The organism is Microbulbifer sediminum (assembly GCF_021729035.1).
Lineage (GTDB): Bacteria > Pseudomonadota > Gammaproteobacteria > Pseudomonadales > Cellvibrionaceae > Microbulbifer > Microbulbifer sediminum.
Genome location: NZ_JAJSAP010000007.1, coordinates 1 through 16604 on the forward strand (window position 1 = coordinate 1; position 16604 = coordinate 16604).

Genomic DNA, 16604 nt, shown 5'->3' on the forward strand with positions numbered 1-16604 from the left:
GATTGGGTATGTAAGCCCGGCAGAGTATGAGCGCAAATGCGCGTAGTTAGAGTGTCTACTTTTTGTGGGTAAGACCACTAAGTCAAGGAGTCTACTTACAATGCTAGAAATCAGGCCAAATTGTGAGTGCTGTGATAAGGATTTACCTCCGGATTCAGTCGAGACAATGATCTGTACTTACGAGTGTACATTTTGCAGGCAATGTGTGGATGACATTTTGGAAAATGTTTGCCCTAATTGCGGGGGAGGCTTTTCGCCTCGACCTGTTAGACCTAAAGTTGCAAGACGGGCAGGCTTAAGCATTGAGCACCAACCCCCATCTAAAAAAAGGGTCACTACCAAGTACAGCATAAATGAGTTGAAAGAATTTTCAGCTACAGCCAAGCATATTGCATCAGAAGACAGATGATAAAAATAACCTCACATAACAAGGCGAGCCAGTTAGGACCTGCCAGCGCACGACACTTCGCTGGGCATTGGCTTTAGGAGGGGGGAAAGGTGACCTCAGAGTTTTATACTGAAAAAATTGACCATAAAGACTTACCTGGCGAGTATCGTCAGGCAGTTTTTCGATACGTTAGAGATTTGATTGGTACCCAGGGTAGATCGCCAGAGCGCTTTGCCGAATTTTGTGGTGAATGGGTTTGTGACCAGGTTCTGGGTGAAGGGCAGTCCACTAGCGGAACTATTGCATCCGAAATAACAATTAAGCCAAGTGGTGAAGCGCCTTCAAAATCCTTGGATTCAAGGTGGGAATGTCCACGCGATAGATGGGAATTAAAAGAAAACGGATGTTTGGCTCAGTCGCACTATGTTAAACCTATGCCAGAGTTTGGTATTAACCATCCAGGCTACCAAGAAGAGTGGTTGCACGTTCTGTTCATATCCGATGATGAATTTGTGACCTTCAACGGTGATGCGAGCCTGGTTATGAAATATAAGCGAAAATACAAGAAAACCTGACAATGCCATGTATGCGGAGATTGCATGATGACGGACGTCTGCACTAGGAAAGTATGAACGAAATCAATAGAAACTTTGCCTGGAGTAATGATTACTCTGAAGGCTCCTTCGTAGCCATCTTTCACGAGAACCAGGCGTGGGATGATGACGAGTACTATAAACTGGAAAATTACCTCTACGATGAGTGTGAACGTCACTCAGGCCAAAGTGTTATTCCACGAGAAGTGGTCTGGCCTGCAATGCGGATTTATAGTTATTTGTCGCAGTCCATTGGCTGTCACTTTGATAAGGACGATGGATTTGAAATAAAGAACATCAACCGGGATCAGTTATATCAACGGCGCGAGCGCTTACAGTTAATATTCGAGGGCTTCTTTAAGGGTCAAATGCCCAATAAAGAGTACCTTGGTTACTAGCTGTCCAGACCACTACTAACAATTCAAAGCACTCCGACATGACGAAGTTGGCATTTTTCTCCAAAAAGCCGCCAACTTCAACAACCCGGCATTCAAGCCGTTAGATTTTAGAGGAAATATGGAGCAAGTTTTTAGGTATCAGAGAGACGATTGGGAGAAATTCCAATCGTTCCTGGAGAAAGACCTTTGCAGATCGACAAAGATGTGGCACGAAAATCCTTGGTTTAATGTCATCTTGTGGTTCATCATTGCGCTGGTTTTCCTGACATTCTTTCAGGGTGGTAGTGAATTTAGCTGGCCTACCGCTGGAATCGTTGGTTTTTTCTTCATATTGATATTTACACAGGTCATTCTTGCGGGACTTAAGCTTAAAAAGCTATGTGCTCCCTCAGAGGAAGGCATGTTTATCGGTGAGCATCGATTTGAATTTGATGAGAAGGGGATTCACAGCCAGGGTAAAGGTTATAGTGCCACTCACAACTGGAGCGTGATAAAACGAGCCGTAAAAACAGATGGGGCAATCTATTTATTCCTGGATAATGCCTATGCGTATATATTTCCAATCTCTCAACTTGAAGACTCTGGAAAATTCTATGACTACGTTGACTCTAAAATAAACGCAACAGATTTATCCAGCTAACGTCCAAACCCACGTGGCTTTTGTGTATCAATATTGACACCGAGTAAAGTTTGGACACTTAACCCATTCGCAGGATTGAACCTCCAATAGCCGCACAGCTCCCGCTGCCAGCAAAATTGTGGCTGCCCTGGGGATAGCCGATTGAAGGGCAGGAATCGCCTTTGTTGGCCCGTGGGCAGTGCGGGTGCTGCCCAGGTCGCAGAGGCCCGGTCATTCAAACCTATCCCAGTAAGGCGGATCGCCGAAATAGCCTTCCATGAACTCCACGAAGCTGCGGACCTTGCTTGCCAGTAGCTGCCGGTGGGCGTACACGGCATAGAGTGCCATCGGCTCCGGTTCGTGCTGCGGCAGGATGATGCGCAGCTTCCCCTCCCGGATCGTCGAGCCGGCAATGAACGTGGGCTGCAGGACGATGCCGGCACCGGCAATGGCGGCTTGCATCAGTACATCGCCGTTGTTGCTGACCAGGTGGCTTCCGGCACTGCGCAGCCCGCGATACACGGCCTCGTCGGCATCCGCCTCCATGTAGCTGTAGCGCAGGTAACGGTGGTCCCGGAGTGCCTCCGGTCGCGCAGGTGTGCCGTGCTGGTCCAGGTAGCCCGGAGAGGCGCACATGACCAGTCGAACCGGCGCAATCTGCCTGGCGATCAGGGAGGAGCTTTTCAGGTGGCCAATGCGTAGCGCGATATCAAAGCCTTCCTCGACGATATCCACCTTGCGGTCGTTCAGCTGCAGGTCGATGTCGACGGCGGGGTGGGCTGTCTGGAAATCGGTCAGCAGTGGCGCCAGGTGGCGGATAGCGAAGGAAACCGGGGCGCTGATACGCAGCAGGCCGCGCGCCTGGGTCTGCAGGTCACCCAGCTGGTTTTCCATCTCCTCGATGTCGTTGAGTATCTGCAGGGCGCGCTGGTGGTAGCTGGCGCCCGCTTCGGTCAGGTGGATCTTGCGAGTGGTGCGGTTCAGCAGGCGCACGCCGAGGTGCTGCTCCAGCTGGGACACGTATTTGCTGACCAGCTGCGGGGACATCTCCAGCCGGTCGGCGGCGCGGGTGAAGGTGCCCTCGTTCACCACGGTGACGAAGGCCCGCATGGCATCGATACGGTCCATGGGTTATCCCTCTTGTGCGTTTTCGTGATTATCAATATTGCATTGATAATAAAGCAACACTGGCCAACTTAGTCTGCTGTTTTGGCGAGAGTAGAGTGCACACATCCCCCGGGGCAGGGGCCTCGGGACAACCCAACCGGAGCAAGACTTGAGGTGACCACCATGAACAATCAATTCGCACGGACCCTGTTTCAATCCAACGCCGGTTTCGCCGCCCTGGTACTGCGGGTACCGGTGGGGCTGGTGCTGGCGGCCCACGGCACCCAGAAGCTGTTCGGCTGGTTCGGGGGCTACGGCCTTGAAGGCACCGGCCAGTGGATGGCGAGCATCGGCCTGGAGCCGGGCTACCTGATGGCGCTGATGGCCGGCAGTGCCGAATTCTTCGGTGGCCTGGCGCTGGCGCTGGGCCTGCTGACCCGCCCGGCGGCACTGGTCAGTGCCGCGACCATGCTGGTGGCGACCTTCGCGGTGCACATCGGCAACGGCCTGTTCATGTCCAACAATGGCTACGAGTACGCCCTGACCCTGCTGGTGGTGAGTGTGGCGCTGGCCATCCAGGGCGGCGGCCGCTTCGCTCTCGATAACCTGCTGCTGGAACGCGTCGATGGTGCCGGGAACGGCCAGCCGGTTGCCGTGCAGGCGCGCGCGACCTGATCACAGCACCAGTTACCGTTGCTCAAACAGGCACTCCCCCGCCGGGGGGAGTGCCCTGACCACGACTAGCGGTGCCCTGTATACAAATAATGACCGGAGAAGAGTCCATGCCTACTGCGAGTAGCAATGTCCTGTTCATCTCCCATGGCGGCGGGCCAATGCCGTTGCTGGGAGACCCGGCGCACCGGGAGCTGGTGCAGCGCCTCACCGACATTGGCCGCAGGCTGAAGAATCCCTCGGCAATACTGGTGATCAGCGCCCACTGGGAGCAGCCGGTGCCGACGATCACCGCCGGGGCCAACCCTCCCCTGATCTATGACTACCATGGTTTTCCGCCGGAAGCCTACGACATCCAGTATCCCTGCCCGGGCGAGCCCGCGCTTGCCGGCCAGGTACACCAGGTTCTGGAGGAGGCGGGTATCCCGGCGCGGCTCGACCATCAACGCGGCTTCGACCACGGCCTGTTCGTGCCGCTGAAACTGATGTATCCCGACGCGGATATCCCGTGCGTGCAGCTGTCACTGGTTAACAGCCTGGATGCAGGCGAGCACCTCGCCATCGGCCGGGCCCTGCAGGCGCTGGACTATGACAACCTGCTGGTGATCGGCTCCGGCTTCTCGTTTCACAACATGCGGGCGTTCTTCGCGCCCGACAGTCCCGGGATCCAGGCCCGCAACCTGGCGTTCGAGGACTGGCTGCACGAGACCTGCACCGATCCCACCATGCCGGAACCCCAACGCGCCGAGCGCCTGGCCCACTGGGAACGCGCACCCCACGCCCGGTTCTGCCATCCCCGGGAAGAGCACCTGCTGCCGCTGCACGTGTGTTACGGACTGGCGGGCAGGGTCAGTGACAGCTACCTCCCGGCAACAGTTCTCGGCAAAAAATCGGGAATGTTCCACTGGGAACGCGGCTCTTCCTTTTAGCCCTTGCAGGCACAGGTTGAGAATTTCCTGAAGGCCGATGGTGAGAGGTTTTCGCTATCTCGGGCTAAACGACTGCCTGTTTAGGCAAGCAGCTGCCGGCCACTCTGGCAGGAGGAGGTTCTATCGGGCAGGGGAACATCGTGACGCTTGGGCTGGGCGCAGTGCGCAAGCCGAGCTGGACCAGTTCCGGGCTGAGCGGGGCGGGCGCTGATCCTGCGCCTTACCCCGACCTGCAGGACAGGTTTAGCAGTTGCCTTTCTTGGCCTGGCCCGGGGGACAGTGTCTCTGCTTTCCGCCAACCACAACACCGGGAACCCTGACCTTGGCGGGCTCAAGTTTCACACCGGGGCCAATAATTTCGCAGCCGTTGAGAAAGACTGCTGCGCAAAGAATAGCGGCGATTTTTAGTTTCATTGAAATACCCTGGTAAATAAATTTGGCGGCTATTTTACTGGCCGGCGTCGCTGGCGGTCTAATCATCCCTCCCGTTTTTTGTCAGATTTGAGGGCTGTTTCGCACTGCAGGTCACCGGAAGGTGGGGCCGACCACAGGAATGAACGCGGCTGCCATAACCGGGTCAGAACAGGGTTTCGACAAATATGAACGGAACGGGAGTTTCGCAGCTTCTGATCCGGCGAACCGGGCATTATAAAGCCGGCTTGATTCCATTTACTGGGGAATAGCGGGCGACTTTTTTGTGAACCTGTTACAGGCTTTTATAGACCTCGGATCAAAACTTTAAGCTCTATCGATGCAGCTTCGGGTAGTCGAACAGTTCGACGCTGCCACAGGATTCCACCAGTTCGCACCAGCGCGTAATGCCCAGGCGCATATGCAGCACCGCGGCGGTGGGAAACTTGGCCAGCCGTTCGCCGGTAAGATAGCAACCCAGGCTCTCCAGCCCCGGATTGTGCCCGACTACCATCAGGTGTTGCCAGCGGTCGCCCTGCCGCTGCAGTTGATGCAGCAGTGACTGGTAGCTGCATGCGTAAAGTTCCGGCTGCACCACTACCTGATCCGGCTCCAGCCCCAGCGCATCGGCGACAGCCCGGGCCGTGGTCAGCGCCCGGACTGCGCCACTGGTCAACAGCCGGTCCGGCACCAGCCCGAAATCGCGCACCCGCTTCGCCATGGCCGGGAGGTCACGTTCGCCACGTGCGTTGAGGGGGCGGTCGAAATCGTCCAGGCTGGTATCGTCCCAGCTGGATTTGGCGTGCCGTATCAACGTCAGCTTTTTCATGGGCGGGCCCGGGTCGCGTACTGTCATCGCAGTATTGGCCGAACATCCGGGAAAGACCACTGCGTGAGAAACCACTGATGGCAGCGAGGGTGACTTTGTTTTGCTGCCGATAGGAACTTGGCCCCCGTTTACCTACAATGCCCCCGCTATTCACCCATTGAGTGCCCGTCGTGACCACCCCAGATTCTGACCACCCCCGCGATTTCCAGTCCCTGTCGCTGCAGCCCGCCCTGCTAAAGAACCTCCAGGACCTGGGTTTTGCCCAGATGACCGAGATCCAGGCCGCCGCGCTGCCGGCGATCCTGGACGGCAAAGATGTCATCGGGCAGGCCAAGACCGGCTCCGGCAAGACCGTGGCGTTTGGCCTGGGCGTGCTACACAAGCTCCAGGCAGAGCGGTTCCGGGTGCAGGCGCTGGTACTATGCCCCACCCGCGAGCTGGCCGACCAGGTGGCCCAGGAGCTGCGCAAGCTGGCGCGGGCCATTCACAACATCAAGATCCTGACGCTGTGCGGCGGCATGCCGTTCGGGCCGCAGATCGGCTCCCTCAAGCACGGGGCCCACATTGTGGTGGGCACGCCCGGTCGCATCGAGGACCACCTGCGCAAGGGCAACCTGGACCTGGGCGAGGTACAGACATTGGTGCTGGACGAGGCCGACCGGATGCTCGACATGGGCTTCCAGGCGGTGCTGGACCAGATAGTCGCGGAACTGCCACGGCAGCGGCAGACACTGCTGTTCTCCGCCACCTACCCCCGGTCCATAGACCAGCTGGCCACCCGGGTCCTGCGCGACCCGGTGAAGGTGGAAGTGGCCACGGCCCACACCCAGGGGTCCATCGAGCAGAAGTACTACCGGGTGGAGAACAACGAGCAGCGGCCGGCGGCGCTGTACCAGCTACTGGCCAGCTTCGATGCTTCCTCCGCGGTGGTTTTCTGCAACACCAAGAAGGAAACCGACGAGGCCGCGCAGACCCTGAAGCGCGCCGGCTTCGCAGCGCTGGCGCTGCACGGGGATATGGAGCAGAAAGACCGCGACCGCACCCTGGCCCTGTTTGCCAACGGCAGTGCGTCGATCCTGGTGGCCACCGACGTTGCCGCGCGGGGACTGGATATCGAGGAGCTGCCGCTGGTGGTGAACTACCACCTCTCCCGCGACCCGGAGGTGCATGTGCACCGCATCGGCCGCACCGGCCGGGCGGGCCAGAAGGGCCTGGCGCTGACGCTGGTCAGCAAGAAGGAAATCTACAAGGTGGAGCGGCTGGAGGAGCTCATGGGGCAGCCGATCACCCTGCAGGAAATCCCGGAGCTGCCACGGGGATTCGCACCCACCCGACCTGTCATGTCTACCCTGCAGATCGACGGCGGCAAAAAACAGAAGGTGCGCCCCGGCGACGTAGTCGGCGCCCTGACCGGCGACGGCGGTATCGACGGCACACAGATCGGCAAGATCCGCGTATTCGACTTCTCCACCTTTGTTGCAGTGGAGCGCAAGGTTGCCAGGAAGGCGCTCGGCAAGCTGGCCGATGGCAAAATAAAAGGGCGCAAGTTCCGCGCCCGGATTGTGGGTGTATAAGTTTATTTCCGGCTACACGCTGACAGACGGCCGGCCAGGCCGCCGTCCGTACAGCAGGTTTACAGCCTGAGGAAAATTCCCTTCCGGTTTAACGGCCACACCAACAGCGTCACGATGGCGAGTATGCCGAAAGCACAGAGTATTGACGCCGCCCACGGGTTGCTGACGAAAGACAACGCAATCTGGAAGCCAAAGTTCTGCGGGCTGGTGCCGCCGATCGGGGTGCCCGAGTAGGCAAGGAAGACCTGGGACAATATAAAAGCGAGGATGGCGTTACTGCCAAGGATCAACACAGGCTGCAGTATCTTGCGTCCCACTCCGGCCTGCAGCGCAAAGAACAACACACAATAAGCCATCGCCGCCCAGCCACTGGATACGATCGCAAAGGTCGAGGTCCAGACCCGCTTGTTGATCACAGAGAACGGATCCAGCAAGTGGCCGATGCAGACCAGTGCAAACCCGGCTGCGATACCCAGCTTCAGCTGCCTGCTTGAGGGTGCCCGGCCAAGCCAGTGCGCAAATATCGCGCCGATCAGGACATTCGCGGTGGCGGGGAGGCTCGCCAGCAGTCCCTCCGGGTCGTACACCACCTCACCGGCTGCATTGGTGCCGTAGGGCCACAGGTGCGCCACGGTGAAGACCTGACGATCCACCCATGCGGCCAATGTTCCTGCCGGCGTGACCGAGCCGGTCGGGTAACCCGGTGCCGAGGTAAAGGTCAACACCAGGATCCATCCCGCCAATATGGCGACTGTTACCAGTACCAGGCCCTTGATATTCAGGTGCCGGGTTGCGCCTGCCTGGTTTGCCGTCGCCAACATGATTGTCGCGGCCAGCGCGTAGCACAGGCCGATTCGCTGCAAAACACCGGGAATTCGCAGGTTGGCGAAATCAAAGGCAGGTAACAGGTTTAACAGCAGCCCCAGCCCGATCAGCGACAGGGTGCGGCGGCCGACCCTTCCTGCATGCTGGCCGATTGGGCGGTCACTGGGAAATCCCAGGGCCATGGCGGCACCCACTGCGAAGAGGAATGCGGGGAATACCAGGTCGGCCAGGGTGTAGCCGTGCCAGGGCGCGTGATCGAGTATGGAAAGGCGATGGCCCCAGGAGCCGGGGCTGACCACCAGGATCATTCCCATAACCGCAAGGCCACGCAGGCCGTCCAGTGCAAGGATCCTGTTTTCCATCGCTGACGCGGAAACCTGCACAGAGGACGCAGGTGTTGTTGTTATGCTTCCCATTTATAAGTCCAGCTCAGTTTTTATTGGATTTTTCTGGTGGAAAGTGCAATGAGTGCAGCAGTGGCGGGTTCCGTCAGCACTAAGCTTAACTTTTTATGCCAGATCCGAGGCCGGGTCAGGCTTTGCCCTACGGCTCCACAATGCAATTGCTCAAATTACGGTGGGGGTCTGCATTGTGTCCACTTCTGGACGACAGGGAGGGATGAAAGCGGGTTAAGAAGGGACGCGGTGAGCCACTGCCCATTTTTCCGGGACGGTGGCTTTAAGTCTACAGGCGAGATATTTCAGGCTGTTAAAAACCTGCGGGCCCTGGCGAGGATCTCATCCTTGATATGTGGCGCTACCTGGCCGGAGCTCCACTGGACCGCATACCAGAGCATGGACAGATAACCATAAATCGCAGACCAGTGCTCTAGCCGCTGCGCATCTTCCCTTTGAACTTCCCGCTCCAGGTATTCCTCAAGCAACAGCCGCCGTTGTTGTTCGTTGAACGCATGTTCTTCCACTATTACCGCCAAGTCGTAGAAGGGGTCGCCCATGGCGGCGTACTCCCAGTCGATTGCATACAAGCCGCCGCCGGGCGTGTCTATCAGGTTAGCCGGGGACAGGTCGTTGTGGCAGAGACGATAGCCGTCGGCCAGTAACCTGGCATCCTCGAGGTGTCCCTTGATCCTGGCATCCAGAGCCTGCAACTGCGGATAAAATTCTGCGTGCGTATCGATGGATTCCCGGTAGCTCGCCACCTTGGTTTCGATATCCAGGTGGGCGCCGATGGATGGCAGCCGGTGAATACTGCGCAGCAGCTTCGCCAGCTGTCGCAAGGCCCCATGGTCCTGCCTGTGCCAGGACTCACCGTCGATAAATCGGGTCACCAGGTACCGGTGCCCGGGGTCGCAGTAGACCAATGGCGCGCACAGGCCAGAGCGATCCGCATGCTGCATCGCCATCGCCTCGGCCCGGCGGTCCAAGTCCAGGGTGTCACTGATCGGGGAGTTTTTCCGCAAGACCAGCCTGTCATTGCCGGACGCGAGCAGGTAACTCCGGTTCGTCAGGCCGCCCGTAAGCGGACTGAGCACGGTGGGAGGGACGCTGCTCCAGTGTTCCCAGTCGGCGGGGATGATGTCCGCTGATACCCTGGTGTTGTCGGTCATACGCATGCCATTACCGTTCCGGCATCACCGGGTTGAAGCCGGGCTGGGCGGCTTGTACCTGGTCTTCCCCGTGCTGGCCGGTAGCTTTTTCCTGCCGGTAGATGGCCAGCCATTGGAAGAAGCCGATCACCACAAGGATTACATACAGCAGGAACAGCAGCGCCGTGAGATACAGCTCCCGGTCCAGGTACAGGTAGATGGAGGCTCCATCCACCACGATCCAGTAGAGCCAGTTTTCCAGCACCTTGCGGGTCACCATGAAGGTGGTGAGCACCGCACCCCAGGTGGTGAAGGAATCCAGGTAGGGCAGTGCCGCGTCGGTGTTGGCCTGCAGGAAATAGCCGAAGACGAATGTCAGTGCGCCCACGCCGGCCATGGCCAGCAGGTGCCGCCGCAGCGTCCAGCGATGAATATACAGGTCCCGCTGCCCGTCGCGGTGATGCTGCCACTGCCACCAGCCGTAAACCGCCATCGCCAGGTAGAAGACCTGCAGCGCCGATTCCATCAGCAGGCTCACGTCCCAGAACAGGAACAGGTAAATCGCGGTACTGGCAAACGCGGCATACCAGCAGCTGATCTTTTCGCGCATGGCCAGCAGCAGGTAGGCGAGCGCGAGGATGACCGCGGCGATTTCCCACAGGGACATCGCCCCCAGGGAAGCAGTTATGGCACTGCCTATATCCTGCTCAGGCATCCTGCTCACCTATTGTTTCACTCGGGGCCAGGTCACCGTCGATAAACTTGCACACAAAAATTGCGCGACCGAAATTTTCGTAGGACGCGCGCATTTCCTGTTTCAGGGTATCCATCACCAGGTCGTAGTCGCCGAACACCTGGGTGCTCATGGTATTGGTGATTACCCGCAGGTCGGGGTGACGGTTCAGGCGGTCGATAAAGTTCTGGATTGCGGGGATGTACTCGTCCTTCAGCGGGTACTTGCTGATCTCGACGGAAATTTTCATAAGCTGCCTCCGGGAATCATGGCCCCGAAATCCTGGGCGGCCAACGGCCGCCCGTACATTTTTAAAGGTGCGTAAATTTTAAAAGGTATAGGTACCGGAAATACCCGCAACCCGCGGCTCGCCGAACTGGTAGTAGGGCTCAGGCGCGTAGAAATTGGCCGGGTTGTTGCCGAACTGGTTGCTGAAGTAGAAGCCCCGGGTGTAATAGTCCTCGTCCGTGAGGTTGCGGCCCCACAGGGACGCCTCCCAGCTGTCGCCATGGTAGGTCAGGCGCGCGTTCAGCAGCTCGTAGGCAACCGATTTCTCATCGTGGCTGTTGGAGAAGTAGAAGGAATCCTTGCCCTCCACCTCGACCCGCAGCAGCAGGCTGGGCGTGAAGGCGTATTCAGCCCCGGTAAAGAACTGGTAGTTGGGGGCGTGGGCCACGTCGCGGCCGTCCAGGTCCACTGGGGCCAGGGCTATGCCGTTCCAGTCGTCCCGCGCATCCACGTGGGAGGTGCTGACGAAGTCCACGAACTCCGCATCCAGCCAACCGGCCGAGGCGAACAGGCGCAGGAACTCCGTGGGGCGGTAGTCCAGTTCCACTTCCAGCCCGGTGGTGGCACCACCGGCGGCATTGGTAAGGAAATCATCGAAGGAGAAATCGGCCGGGTCGAACACCGACTGCTTGGCCTGCACATCGCTGCGGTCCTGGTAGAAGGCGGCGAGCTGCGCCTGCAGGCGATTCTCCAGCCACGCGCCCTTGATCCCCAGCTCGTAGTTAAGCAGTTGCTCGGTGTCGAACTCGAAGGCATCACGGCCGATAGCCGGGTTGGTGGCGGAGGCCGAGATGATCCGACCATTGACACCGCCGGCCTTGTAGCCACGGGACACGGTGCCGTAAACCAGGGTATCGGCAATACCGCTGTACTCCAGCGTGATATCCCCTCCCCAGAGGTTTTCGCTGTTGCCGGCATCCACCACCAGTGAATCGGAGTAATCCGCATCGCGCTGCTCCAGCCGCAGGCCGGTCACCAGGGCGAAGGCCCCACCCAGGCTGGTACGCAGCTGCCCGTACAGGGCCTGGTTGGCGGTTTCAAACTGGCTGGTGAAGCCCTGGTTGCGCTCCAGGTCCTCGCTTTCATCGCGCAGGTAAATCCCGGCCACCCAGCTGCTGCGGCCATCGAACAAGGCGGTCTGTTCGGTGGACAACAGGCGCAGGTCGGCGCTCAGGTTTTTACGGTCGCGCAGGTAGTTGTCGGTGGAGCTGTATTCCCACGGGTGGAAACCCACATAGGTCCAGTCTTCGTCGTAACCGTACTCGGTATCCGAATCGGCCACGCTGATGGTGGATTCCAGGGTGAACAGTTCACTGCCGGACCAGCGCGCCACCAGGGAGCCGGCCAGGGTCTCCTGCCGGTCCCGGCCCGGCTGGTCCGACAGGGTCTCGCGGGTGTTGTACAGCGAGAAGGCGTCGTAGCCGTTGTCCACGTCGAGATAGAGCGCGGTGATATCCAGTTGCAGGTCGTCGCTGGCCCGGTAACGCAGCTTGCTGCGCAGGATCGACTCATCGATATTGTTGGTGTCTTCCCGGCCCAGGTGGGCGTTATCGATATAGCCGTCCGACTGCTGGTTGCGGGCGGCCAGGCGATAGCTCAGCCTGTCGGTAAGCGCACCGCTGCCCACGGCTGACAGGGTGCGGCCGTTGTACTCGGCCAGCTCCGCGGATACCTCGGCCATGGGCGTGTCTGTGGGCGCATTGCTGGTCATGGTGACCAGGCCGGCCAGGGCGTTGGCGCCATAGACAGTGCCCTGCGGCCCGCGCAGGATCTCCACCTGGCCCATATCCAGGGTGCTGGCGGCCAGGCCCAGGCCGGTGAAATCGATGCCGTCGATGATCAGGCCCACCGACGGATTCACCGGGTCGATAAACTGGCTGCGCTCACCGATACCGCGAATCTGGATAAAGCGGCCGCGGGAGGCGCCGGCGGCGAAGTTGACGTTGGGAGCCAGGTTGAGCAGCTGGTCCAGGTTGTCCGCGCCACGGGCACGGATGGTGGCACTGTCCAGCACACTGACGCTGGTGGATAAGTCGAGCTGGCGGGTGTCGCGCAGCTGGCTGGTGACGATGACCTCTTCCAGGTCTCCGGCACCGGACTCGGTGGCAGCCGCTGGTAGCGCGGACAGGTTGCCGGCCACGGCTACTGCCACCCCGATGGAGAGGGCGATGGGTCTTGTTCTGTATTGGTTATTCATGGTTCTCTCTCGGCAAAAGCGGAAGTGAAAGAGACCCGGGCTGCGACGTGAGGAGGATGATTGACTTACCTATTCCTACGCCGGTATTAACCGGATCAGGTTCAAGGGTTTGCGCCCTGGTGACTATCAATCACCGCGCATCTCAGGCCGAAGCCACCCCTAAGGTGTTGCGGGCGCGATCATAACAGAAGTCACGCTGGTTAGTAATTAGGCAGGGCGCCAGTCACTTCATTGCCGCTCGCGGAAGCCGGGCGGCCGCATACGCCCTGCGCCATCCATGGGGAGAGGAGTGCTGTGAAACCAGGAAATTTTTTCGCGCAGTTACCGGAAGCCATCGACGCCGAGGTCTTTGAGGACGTGCTGGCGTCCGGCCCGGTGCGCATCGAGCGTATCGTCTCCCGGGGCCAGGTTACCCCGCCCGGAGAGTGGTATGACCAGGAAGAGGGCGAGTGGGTAATGTTACTGCGGGGCAGTGCACGTATTGCCTTTGCCGACGGCCGCGAGGTGGTACTGGGCGCGGGCGATTACCTGGATATTCCGGCCCGTGTCCGCCACCGCGTCAGCTGGACCGACCCGGATCGGCAGACGGTGTGGCTGGCGGTTTTTTACCGTACAACTTGAGTCTTTAAATGCAGAAGGGGATTCCGGGACGGCTTTCGACCACGCAAGTCAAATGGCTATATCCAATCGGTACTAAACTTTACGGATTGGCATAATCCGCGCATCGATTTTGTCCAGGAAAAATACCCTGACAGCCAGAGATAATAAGACTAAGAGTCCTGCAGTAACCTGACCATGGTTCATGCACATGGGGATAAGAAGGGCCATGCTTATACTTAGGGCAGACGAGTAGAATACGCTGGTTACAACAGCGCAACCGCAAGCCCCGCAGTAAGTGCCATCCTCCAGAAGTTCGACACCAACACCCGGCTTCTTACATTCCGGGCACTGTCTGTAGTTATTCATTGGCAAAAGCAGTCACAGTCCTGACAGCGACAAGTTAGCGATATGACACTTTTCATCCCGGGAAACATTATCTATACAAGCCTGGCAGGACAATGAAAATAAGCGCCAACCCCAGATAAATTAATCCGGGAGAAGCTTTTTCCGGGATGATCAGGGCATGCAGGAAAAATTTGGGAAAAAGCTCAAGCAGTCGGTTATTAAACAACTAGCTTAATCTTTAGATAATCAGTGGGCAGCAGGGGCTATACCTAAATTCATATACCCGGTTTCTAGTGTTCATCGGGTTTTAAATTCAAGGGCAGCACTCGAAAAAAAATAACAGAGTCCCGGCAACCAGAGTGCTACCGGGGCTTCCGCATGGCGTGACTTGCCGAATTAATCAGCCAGCAAACCACCCGACCTGGCCATCACATGGAAAATATAACTCTGCTCGCGGGTACCACTTAGCAGGTGTGCGCCGGGACCGCGAGCCCAGATGCCCACATCCTCGCCACCATGGGTTTCCGCCTCGGTGGGCACCAGAGCCTCCTGGTGGAAACCGGGCGCAGCGGTATTGACCTCGGACAGGTCGTGGCGGCCGTTTTTGGTGGGCAGGTCGTAGCGGACATCCGCATCGGTCTCGCCGCCCAGGGCGGCAAAGCCGCGTCCGTTGGCATAACCCAGGGTGGTGTACGGCTTGCCATCGTCGGCCAGCTTCGGTTCCGACTCCGGCTCACCGCGGCTGTCGTTACCGACCACCTTGCCCAGGATGGGATTGCCCCGGGTGGGGTAGCCGGCCATGGTGAACACGTGGCTGTGGTCGGCGGTGACAATGATCAGGGTATCCTCGGGGTCGGTGCTCTCCATGGCCAGCCGCACCGCCCGGGCGAACTCCACCGCATCGGTGAGCGCATTGTAGGCACTGCCGGCGTGGTGGCCGTGATCGATGCGGCCGCCCTCCACCATCAGGAAGTAGCCGTCCTTGCCTTTATCCAGCATTGCCAGCGCCTTCCCGGTCATCTCGGACAGGGAGGGCTCGCCCGCCCGGTCTTCAGAGCGGTTCGCCTCGTAACGCATATGCGAGGATTCAAACAGGCCCAGCAGTTTGTCGGTGGCGCCGGGGTCCACATCGACAAATCCGTTGCGGTCCTCCACATAGGCGGCACCCTTGCCCGGATAGCGCTGCTGCCACTCCTGCACCAGGTTGCGGCCGTCCTCGCGCCGGCCCGGCTCGCCTTCCCGGTCGGTAACCCCCTTCGGCAGGAACGCGCGGCGTCCACCACCAAGGACCACATCGATCCCGTCACCGTAGGCGAATTCCACCAGCTGCGCGGCGATATCGCGGCAGCCGTCCGGGGCGCGGTATTCCCAGCCGCGCTCGGCGGCCTTGGCATAGGTGGCCGCCGGGGTGGCGTGGGTGATGCGCGCGGTGCTCACCACACCGGTGCGCTTGCCGAGCCCCTCGGCCAGCTCCAGTGCGGTAACCAGCTCGCGGCCGCGGCTGGCGGCACAGTCGCCCCGCGGCACATCGCCGCTGACACCGAACATGCCGGCCCGGGTTTTCACGCCGGTCATGATGGCGCTCATGGTGCCGGCGGAGTCCGGGGTCTGCTGGTTGGTGTTGTAGGTCTTGATCAGGCCGGAGAAGGGCATCTCCTCGAAACTGAGCCGGTATTCCTCGCCATCCAGGCCCTGCTGCTGGCCGGCCAGGATGCGCGCGGCGGTGACGGTGGAAATACCCATGCCGTCACCCACAAACAGGATGATGTTTTTCGCTGCCCCGGGTTTGTTATTGATCGGCTGCGCGGCCGATTTTTCCAGGTTTTCCTGGCCGTCGGTAAACCAGCTGCTGTCGCGCTGCGCCTCGGGCATGGTGGGCGCACCGGCGAGGGCGGGGGTAGAGAGTGAGAAAATCAGGGTGCCGGCCAGCGCCAGCGGGGCAATCGGGTATCGCATGGGGCGGACTGCTCTTTTCTGGTTATTCAGGGTATCGGCCGCGCGCGGACGGCACTGCCGGAACGGCGCGACGCAGGCAGGAGCCAGGTGGTAAATTGTGCCACACTCCCGCCGGCATGCGCGTGACAGTTTGGTGAAACGCCCCCGCGGTTCAGCCCGCAACCACCAACTGCGGTGCCTCCGGCAGTGCTGTGCACAGAATTGCAGGGCGGGGAGGGTCAGGGAATGAACTTCACCACGCTTTCGTCCGGGTCGCGGCCCTTGCCCGCGGCCTGGAGGCGCTCGAGGTAATCGCGCCAGAGCTCGTCGTGCCTTTCACACAATTCCCGCAGGTAGTCCCAGGTGTAAATACCGCTGTCGTGGCCATCATCAAAAACCAGCTGCAGGGCATAGCGACCGGCGGCCTGCACCTTGTCGATCGCCACATGGACCTTGCCATGCACCAGCACGCCCTCGCCGGGGCCGTGGCCGCGCACTTCGGCACTGGGCGAGTAGACCCGCAGGTACTCCGCCGGCAGGGTGTACTCCCGGTCGGGGTACACCAGCTGCAGGCTCTTTTCCGCACGGTTCAGGCGGATGCGGGAGGGCTTCATA

At 59.5% G+C, this 16604-nt stretch carries 17 protein-coding genes and 1 riboswitch; of the genes, 8 read left to right on the forward strand and 9 right to left on the reverse strand.

Features of this window, described 5'->3' with window-relative positions:
• Positions 1–100: 100 nt before the first annotated feature.
• The 4 genes from LVD11_RS12565 to LVD11_RS12580 all read left to right on the forward strand — a co-directional run bounded on the left by LVD11_RS12565 (position 101) and on the right by LVD11_RS12580 (position 2019).
• Entirely contained in the window at positions 101–409 is a 309-nt protein-coding gene (locus LVD11_RS12565) for a DUF1272 domain-containing protein (RefSeq protein WP_237059551.1), read from the forward strand.
• A gap of 89 nt (positions 410–498) precedes the next feature.
• On the forward strand, positions 499–963 hold the full coding sequence (locus tag LVD11_RS12570; RefSeq protein ID WP_237059553.1) for a hypothetical protein: 465 nt from the start codon (positions 499–501) through the stop codon (positions 961–963).
• A 53-nt stretch (positions 964–1016) separates the two neighbouring features.
• Positions 1017–1379 carry an Imm41 family immunity protein gene (locus LVD11_RS12575; RefSeq protein ID WP_237059554.1) on the forward strand — a complete coding sequence of 121 codons (363 nt, stop codon included), beginning with the start codon at positions 1017–1019 and terminating at the stop codon, positions 1377–1379.
• A gap of 202 nt (positions 1380–1581) precedes the next feature.
• On the forward strand, positions 1582–2019 hold the full coding sequence (locus LVD11_RS12580; protein ID WP_237059555.1) for a YcxB family protein: 438 nt from the start codon (positions 1582–1584) through the stop codon (positions 2017–2019).
• Positions 2020–2229: 210 nt separating this feature from the next.
• On the opposite strand, the gene LVD11_RS12585 is transcribed toward LVD11_RS12580, so the two are convergent.
• Positions 2230–3126 carry a LysR family transcriptional regulator gene (locus LVD11_RS12585; RefSeq protein WP_237059557.1) on the reverse strand — a complete coding sequence of 299 codons (897 nt, stop codon included), beginning with the start codon at positions 3124–3126 and terminating at the stop codon, positions 2230–2232.
• Between the two features lie 162 nt (positions 3127–3288).
• Between LVD11_RS12585 and LVD11_RS12590 the strand changes: the two genes are divergently transcribed.
• Complete coding sequence (locus tag LVD11_RS12590; protein ID WP_237059558.1) at positions 3289–3780, forward strand: DoxX family protein; 492 nt, start codon at positions 3289–3291, stop codon at positions 3778–3780.
• Positions 3781–3887: 107 nt separating this feature from the next.
• Positions 3888–4706, forward strand: a complete 819-nt coding sequence (locus LVD11_RS12595; protein ID WP_237059559.1) for a DODA-type extradiol aromatic ring-opening family dioxygenase — start codon at positions 3888–3890, stop codon at positions 4704–4706.
• Between the two features lie 745 nt (positions 4707–5451).
• Here LVD11_RS12595 and LVD11_RS12600 read toward each other — a convergent pair.
• Positions 5452–5946, reverse strand: a complete 495-nt coding sequence (locus tag LVD11_RS12600) for a SixA phosphatase family protein (RefSeq protein ID WP_237059560.1) — start codon at positions 5944–5946, stop codon at positions 5452–5454.
• A gap of 170 nt (positions 5947–6116) precedes the next feature.
• On the opposite strand from LVD11_RS12600, the gene dbpA reads away from it, so the two are divergent.
• Complete coding sequence (gene dbpA, locus LVD11_RS12605) at positions 6117–7520, forward strand: ATP-dependent RNA helicase DbpA (RefSeq protein ID WP_237059561.1); 1404 nt, start codon at positions 6117–6119, stop codon at positions 7518–7520.
• A gap of 59 nt (positions 7521–7579) precedes the next feature.
• On the opposite strand, the gene LVD11_RS12610 is transcribed toward dbpA, so the two are convergent.
• From LVD11_RS12610 to LVD11_RS12630, 5 genes are all read right to left on the reverse strand, one after another.
• On the reverse strand, positions 7580–8707 hold the full coding sequence (locus tag LVD11_RS12610) for an acyltransferase family protein (protein WP_237059562.1): 1128 nt from the start codon (positions 8705–8707) through the stop codon (positions 7580–7582).
• 338 nt (positions 8708–9045) lie between these two features.
• The gene (locus tag LVD11_RS12615) at positions 9046–9918 is read right to left on the reverse strand and encodes a choline/ethanolamine kinase family protein (protein ID WP_237059564.1); all 873 of its coding nucleotides are present in this window, start codon (positions 9916–9918) and stop codon (positions 9046–9048) included.
• A gap of 4 nt (positions 9919–9922) precedes the next feature.
• Positions 9923–10606: a nicotinamide riboside transporter PnuC gene (gene pnuC, locus LVD11_RS12620; protein ID WP_237059566.1), complete on the reverse strand. Its 684-nt coding sequence runs from the start codon at positions 10604–10606 to the stop codon at positions 9923–9925.
• Positions 10599–10874 (reverse strand): hypothetical protein, encoded by a 276-nt coding sequence (locus LVD11_RS12625; RefSeq protein WP_237059568.1) that lies wholly within the window; start codon positions 10872–10874, stop codon positions 10599–10601. The genes pnuC and LVD11_RS12625 overlap by 8 nt, the downstream gene beginning before the upstream one ends.
• Positions 10875–10952: 78 nt before the next feature.
• The gene (locus LVD11_RS12630; RefSeq protein ID WP_237059570.1) at positions 10953–13109 is read right to left on the reverse strand and encodes a TonB-dependent receptor; all 2157 of its coding nucleotides are present in this window, start codon (positions 13107–13109) and stop codon (positions 10953–10955) included.
• 55 nt (positions 13110–13164) lie between these two features.
• Positions 13165–13280, reverse strand: a riboswitch (TPP riboswitch).
• Between the two features lie 123 nt (positions 13281–13403).
• Between LVD11_RS12630 and LVD11_RS12635 the strand changes: the two genes are divergently transcribed.
• Positions 13404–13730 (forward strand): cupin domain-containing protein, encoded by a 327-nt coding sequence (locus LVD11_RS12635; protein WP_237059572.1) that lies wholly within the window; start codon positions 13404–13406, stop codon positions 13728–13730.
• A 720-nt stretch (positions 13731–14450) separates the two neighbouring features.
• Here the strand turns inward: LVD11_RS12635 and LVD11_RS12640 are convergent.
• Both LVD11_RS12640 and LVD11_RS12645 read right to left on the reverse strand, forming a co-directional pair.
• On the reverse strand, positions 14451–16010 hold the full coding sequence (locus LVD11_RS12640; protein ID WP_237059574.1) for an alkaline phosphatase: 1560 nt from the start codon (positions 16008–16010) through the stop codon (positions 14451–14453).
• A gap of 218 nt (positions 16011–16228) precedes the next feature.
• On the reverse strand, positions 16229–16603 hold the full coding sequence (locus LVD11_RS12645) for a gamma-butyrobetaine hydroxylase family protein (RefSeq protein ID WP_237059576.1): 375 nt from the start codon (positions 16601–16603) through the stop codon (positions 16229–16231).
• Between the last annotated feature and the right edge of the window lies 1 nt (position 16604).